Here is a 6,109-nt window from a genome sequence, read left to right as displayed (position 1 = left end):
CACCTAGCCTGTTGGGCACACGCACGCCGTGAGTTTGAAAAGGCATTGGACAATGATCGCCCGAGAGCTGAAAGGGCACTTCTGATGATACAGGAACTCTATAAAGTAGAGCGCAGGGTAAAAGAAGAACAACTGTCCGCTGATCGGATAAAGGAACTGCGATTGGAGGAATCGCTGCCGGTCATCAACGAAATGGGCAAATGGATCTTTGAAGAGATCAAAAACACCTTACCCAAAAGCCAGATCGGAAAGGCCATGGCCTATGCCTACGCACGTTGGGATGCGCTATCAGCTTATCTATACGATGGAAACCTGAAGATCGATAATAACCTTGTCGAGAATGCCATCCGTCCAATTGCGCTGGGACGAAAAAACTATCTCTTCGCGGGAAGTCATGAGGCAGCACAAAGATCGGCCATGATCTATTCGTTATTTGCCATTTGCAAAAAGCATGAGGTGAACCCGTACCAATGGCTGAAATACACCTTGGAGAATATCATGTCAATCAACCACAAAAACTTAAAAGATCTCTACCCGCAGAACTTTAAGAATAATCTTCAGGAATCAAACATGTAGTTCGTCGGGCGGATACGTTCAAAAAGCATGTTGATGTATAGTTTTTTCCGTCCATTTGTCGAAGACTACACGTAAAAAGATATTTGCTTAGTGAGTATTGGATTTTACTTATAGACATTTAAGATCCAAACCTTTTTATTTCGATATTCTTTTTCTTAGCTTTTAAAATAAATGGTCTTGTTTTTAGTTTATCTCCAATTTGTAAATTAATTTCTATAGGTTTTTCCTCGCTAAGCACATTTTCAGCAAAGCTATTTTTATCGAGTGAAATTATATATTTGCCACGTGGAACTTGGAGTATGAATTTTCCACTTTCATCAGTTTCGGCTGTATAAATAACTCCATCGCTCGCTTCGGCTAGAACTCTATATCCGCGAAGATTAGTATTAACTGTTAAATCAAAGACAGGATTATATTCTAAAATAATTTCTCCGTTAAGAGTAGAAACTTGTTGTAATGCTACTTGCACGTTAACTGATTTTGAATCAACATTTACAACTTTTGATTTAGCGCTATAATTGTTGATGGGTGGAGTAAAAATCACGTAATCGCCAAAAGGAATATTTTTATAAACAGCCTGACCTTTATTATTGGTAGAGAAGGAAACAGATCCAAACATTAAGTTGTAGTTTGATGCTACAGCATCACCCTGGTCATATACCCCGTTATAATTGTTATCATAGAAAATAAACATTTTAACATTTCCCTGAGGCTTTTTATTTATGATTTTTCCAGAAGGTAATTGCTGTTTTACAACCATTTGTACGTTATTGTATGTATAGGGATTATTACTTAAGCCCTTAGTGTAAGTTAACTGCCCCTGCATGGAGATGCGTGTAGTTTTCTTCAATTGGTAGTCGATGCTACCAACATTTAGTACATTAAAGCCCCAAAGTTTGCTGTATCTTCCTGTATTATTTAAATTCCATTTTACCTTATCACCTAAAAATGCTCCGCTAGCCTGCACGCCAAATGAATACTGCGTGCTCACACTAGTATTATAAAATAGACTATTAAATAATTCATATAATTGGAACGTACCTTTTTGAAATCCGCCCATAAAACGTATTTGACCGTAACCATAGGTTGCATCCATTCTTAGGGCTGTCTCGCCGGAGCTATTGTTGTCGGTTTGATTAGGGTTGTTAATATTTATATATCCCCCTTCAGCAAGAATATTTATATTATGTTTTCTATTAGCGCTGAAGTATTGCCCATTTGTTTGTAATAAATAACTTTTACTACTAAGCTCAAAAGGTATATCAGAGAAACTATAAGATGCATTTTCTGTATTATAGCTCGGTGATAAGGTAATAAAGGCATTTCCTTTTCGCGTAGAGCCAGTGAACTGTGCCTCAAGACGCTGCTGTCTATTTTTGAAGTTTGAAGAATAGTATGTTAGACTTTTTGGAGTAAAGGCATGAAAGTTATAGCCTACAGCACCTTGCCATCTGCCCAATGGGTAGCTAAGTCGGTGTTGAAGTTGTGTTACGCCTCTTCTATTTCCTGGATAGTAAGGTGTAGAGTAGAAGTAGTCCATCAAAAACCTCATTTTATTCCACTCTTGTGTGGTTTTCCATCCTAGGGCGATAGCATTTTGTTGATACTTCTCATCATTTCGTACTAAATGAAAAGCTGTTCCCGCTCCTACAAAACCTACTATTGAAGATTTTTCTTTCTTTGGACTTATGTCAAAGGAATTAGTCCACAATAAAAATCCTGTAGTATCTATGGTATTTCTATTAAAAATTACTTGACCATCATAGAATTTTCTGTCCTTTTTTAATTCTCCTAAGCGTAACCTAGCAAAAGCTGTAAGGGGTATACCTGATCCTGGTTGGTAAGAACTTAATAGTTCGTTGCTATTGTCACTTACCCCGAAGTCTACGGCAGTGCCCTTCGCAGTATCTAAAAAAGCATATTTCATACCGCGTCCGTAGAAGGTAGACTCTAAGGATTCTTGCAGATTACCTGCAGTTATTTGGTGCCTGTTATGTTCAAGCTCTAAGTAAGTATTGGTGACAAATATGCGATCTAAACCTTGCCAGTTTGCCATATTAACACCGTAGCGAATAGCCCCTGTCTTTGTTTCGTATTCCCCGGTGCTATACATACTATAGTTTTTGTGTTGATTGAAAATGTTGGATATGCGTAATTCTACATTATTGCCTGTTGTTTGCCACAGGTTATTGCGAATCATGTCGTTAGCATTAAAATCTCTGCTGGAACTACGGTTGTAAAAAGCGAGCTGTACGTTGCCAAAAGGATCGTCTTTGTCGTTAATTCCTGTTATGCGAACCAAATATTGACTCAGGCTTGTCATATAACGCTCTACCATGAAACTATAAACTAGTAAAGAGTCTTTTCCTGGTTTTAGGAACATAGGAAATTCTTTGAATACCGTTTTTCCATACCTATTTGGACTAGAAAGTACAATTTTGAAGTTTTCCTCGACTGTACCTTCATTTTGGATATTCAGCTTAATATGTATACTATCCCCTTGAAGTCTAAAAGTTTGCAGAGGTGTTTGATCGTTAATAGAAATTTTTCTAAAAAGAGGAATTTTAATATCTAGCGCCCTTTGGCTTATTTGTTTTCCATCACTATCCTTGAAAAGAATATTAATTTTAGTGCCGGAGACAAGACTTAAGTTGTTTGCCTGTGCGCGGAAAGTAAAATAACGTGTAGCTTTTCCAGGGATAGAGGCCTGAATAGTTGCTGCCCCAAGCATTGTAAAACCTTTAGGAAGATCAATTTCAAAGTGACCACTTAAATCGGTCTGATCCAAATTCTCTACGCTGAATGAAATAGTATTTAGCCCTCTTTCTACTTTAAGTGGACTTTCTATATTCCATTTTAATTTCTGCGCCATCACTGTAAAGCAAGTAGCTGTAATTTGGAGCGTAATGAGAAATATAATTCTAAGAATATGACTTGGAAGGGTAGGCATTTTACTAAAGTGGCATCAATTGATAGAGTATAGAAACGGAATATGTACCTAATGTCAGATTCTTTAAAATGTTATTTGGAATATTTACTTCATACTTTACTCCAGTATAACGCTTTATGTTTTTATCTTTTGAATTTCCTCTTAAAACGACCTTCTCGCTATTAGATAAAGTCACAGGAGTTGTAGTTCCTGTACTGTTGGTTTCATTTTGTAAAGAAACTTTGATTATACTAAGCGGTAGTACGTGACCGCCCTGACTTATCATATCGCTTTCCACTGCTTTAACACGGATTTCAAAATCTGTATTAGCGTGCACAGTAATTGCCGAAGGAATCTGTACAGACACACCTTGTTTATAGTCGGTCAAATTTTTGAAGGAGAGGTTTACCTCATCCATTCTAGGATTTACTGCTATACTAAAATCTGGCTCTACATCTATCAAATGACCATCGGTAAGGTTAGGTGGCATCTGTAGCGAATGGTTTACGATTTGTGTACCTATAATTCTATTTTGATTATCGTATAAAGTATATAGCAGCTGAAACCTGTAGGTGACATGCGTGTAAGGGTCTGGGCTTAAGTAATCTTCCAGATAACGTCCTTGAGCGATGGTCATCTGGCTATAGAGTTGATAAAGCGCTGATGTTCTGCCATCTGTATTTAAAGGTGTTCTGGATCTATTTATGAGAAATATCTCGCCCGAGGCTGGCAAAACTAAAGGCTCTAAGGTAGCTCCAATGCTTGGTAAGCGCATATAGCGGTCGTTATTATCACCAGTCCATCTTAAATTAATTTTTTCTGCGGGAAAGTCTTTACCACTTCGGTTCGTTCCGCTTTCCAGTTTAATAGAATTTAATAAGCGTACCGATAGCGACCATTCACTTTGTGAATATGGCGTTGAATCAAAGCTGAACTGCACAGTAGTGAATCTTTCAGGAGATTGATATCCCAAATAAGAACTTAAAAAAATGTAGTTATTTGACCAAACAGAATATTGCATCTGCGCGTTTGAAACGGGCAAATGCGCAAAAAAAACATATAAGAAAATTAAATATTTTAGTGCAAAATTATTCATGATTGAATGCTATTTCTCCAATCTTAATATCGGGCTGCTCACCATACATAAGCATTACTGTTGCTATGTAGTGACCGGAATTTAACTCTTTGGGAATAAGAGTGTAGTGTTTGCGTTTATCTCCAGGAAGCGCATAAAAGCTAACATCGGAAGTCTTAGTCTGTTTTCCTGTTTCTTGATTCAAGTATTCAATTCTGATGTTTCCTTCTGTCCAGGTGTTACTATTAACCAAATAATCAAGCTCTAGGTATGCAGCCGTACTATCTTTTTTATGATATACAATATTGTCAATTTCTACATCTTGCTTAACTGTTTGAGACTGACGATGATAAATTTTAATTCCTGAGCGTACCGCTAGACGAATATTGGCTCCTTCTTGCTGAGCGCTGGCGCGTGGGTTCATCTGCGTAACAAATAACATCGTGGTATGAACCGATGGTGAGTTTTTGCTCAGATTATCAGGGACTTTCATGTTTAGTTGCAATTGCTTGCTTTCTCCAGGACCTAATGCAAAAAATGGCTCAGAGATAGTTAACCAATCCGCGCAGCTGTTTGAAAGTGTTCCTGCAGTAAAAAGTTCGTTGTCTCCTATAGGCGTATAAGACCAGTCTTCATAGGAAACAGCTAGCTCTAATCCGTAATCTTTACTCGGATTTGTAACTTCCACTAACTGTACCATGCTCGCACCAGGGCCGCCAACAAAGTACACACGAGGAGGACCTACTGTTAAACCTGTTTGCGCAAATAGCGAACTACTTGCTGAAAGAATAATTAAAATAATAGGCCAAATGTTTTTCATAGTTTACAAGGATCTAGAATGGAACGAAAAGAATTTTAAATATATATAAAAGCAGAAACTTTTGGCTTTTTAGAAAAGATATTATACAAGTGGTTTACATTAAACCACTTGTATAAGTAATGTTTTTAGTTTGTTTCTATCGAGTAAGTTACTACTACAGAGTATCTAATCGACTCTTTTCCAACATTATTAAAGTAATCTCTTAAATTTGCTTGATCTATGCGTTCACCAATATATTTAACATCTAGTTCTTGATCTAAAACTGAAGACTGGCCACTTGAAGTTTGGTCACTAAAAGTCCACTCTGGAATATTTTGGAAAGCGTCTTTAACAGCTCCAGCTCCTACTTTTATTTTAAGAATATCACTTGCCTTGATAGTTTCTACCCCAGCTGAGCCAGTGTTTCTTTTTAAGTAATCTGTCGGCGCATCGTCTAGATCTGATAAAGATGCTTTAATTTTATATCCACTTCCAATAGATGTAACCTTTAGCTGTTTCGCAACTAATTTTGATACACCATTACGGTAATCTTCAGCGGTTTTATATTCAAGGGTAACCTCGTCGCCATAGCCACCTCCTGGGGTAGCACCCGATCCAATTTCAATAGATTGGAAACTGTTTAAATTAACATTTACTTTAACCTTTACAGGATTTGCGGTCTGCGCATTTGAGACTGTTGAAGCTCCTAAAAGAACGAATGCAGACAAAA

The 6,109-nt window shown here is 37.4% G+C and carries 5 protein-coding genes; 1 reads left to right on the top strand and 4 read right to left on the bottom strand.

The features are described from left to right. Positions 1–576, top strand: a 576-nt coding sequence (tnpC, locus tag G5B32_RS13395) for an IS66 family transposase (RefSeq protein ID WP_165292030.1), incomplete at its 5' end; no start/stop codon positions are given. A gap of 118 nt (positions 577–694) precedes the next feature. Here the strand turns inward: tnpC and G5B32_RS13390 are convergent. From G5B32_RS13390 to G5B32_RS17125, 4 genes are all read right to left on the bottom strand, one after another. Beyond that, on the bottom strand, positions 695–3,448 hold the full coding sequence (locus G5B32_RS13390) for a hypothetical protein (protein ID WP_165292029.1): 2,754 nt from the start codon (positions 3,446–3,448) through the stop codon (positions 695–697). Between the two features lie 82 nt (positions 3,449–3,530). Next, positions 3,531–4,601, bottom strand: a complete 1,071-nt coding sequence (locus G5B32_RS13385) for a hypothetical protein (protein ID WP_165292028.1) — start codon at positions 4,599–4,601, stop codon at positions 3,531–3,533. Next, entirely contained in the window at positions 4,594–5,400 is an 807-nt protein-coding gene (locus G5B32_RS13380; RefSeq protein ID WP_165292027.1) for a molecular chaperone, read from the bottom strand. The genes G5B32_RS13385 and G5B32_RS13380 overlap by 8 nt, the downstream gene beginning before the upstream one ends. A 125-nt stretch (positions 5,401–5,525) precedes the next feature. Continuing rightward, a complete protein-coding gene (locus G5B32_RS17125; RefSeq protein ID WP_206366901.1) occupies positions 5,526–6,107 on the bottom strand; it encodes a hypothetical protein in 582 nt (193 codons plus the stop codon). Positions 6,108–6,109: the final 2 nt, after the last annotated feature.

The organism is Sphingobacterium sp. SGL-16, assembly GCF_011043515.1.
In the GTDB taxonomy this organism is placed as follows: domain Bacteria; phylum Bacteroidota; class Bacteroidia; order Sphingobacteriales; family Sphingobacteriaceae; genus Sphingobacterium; species Sphingobacterium litopenaei.
Note: the sequence above shows the minus strand (reverse complement) of the source record. Positions and strands in the feature narration are given on the sequence as shown.

Bases quoted from the DNA above. Each gene is read 5' to 3' on its own strand.
- G5B32_RS13380 (WP_165292027.1), bottom strand. From the start codon at position 5,400: ATGAAAAACATTTGGCCTATTATTTTAATTATTCTTTCAGCAAGTAGT.
- G5B32_RS13390 (WP_165292029.1), bottom strand. From the start codon at position 3,448: ATGGCGCAGAAATTAAAATGGAATATAGAAAGTCCACTTAAAGTAGAA.
- G5B32_RS13385 (WP_165292028.1), bottom strand. From the start codon at position 4,601: ATGAATAATTTTGCACTAAAATATTTAATTTTCTTATATGTTTTTTTT.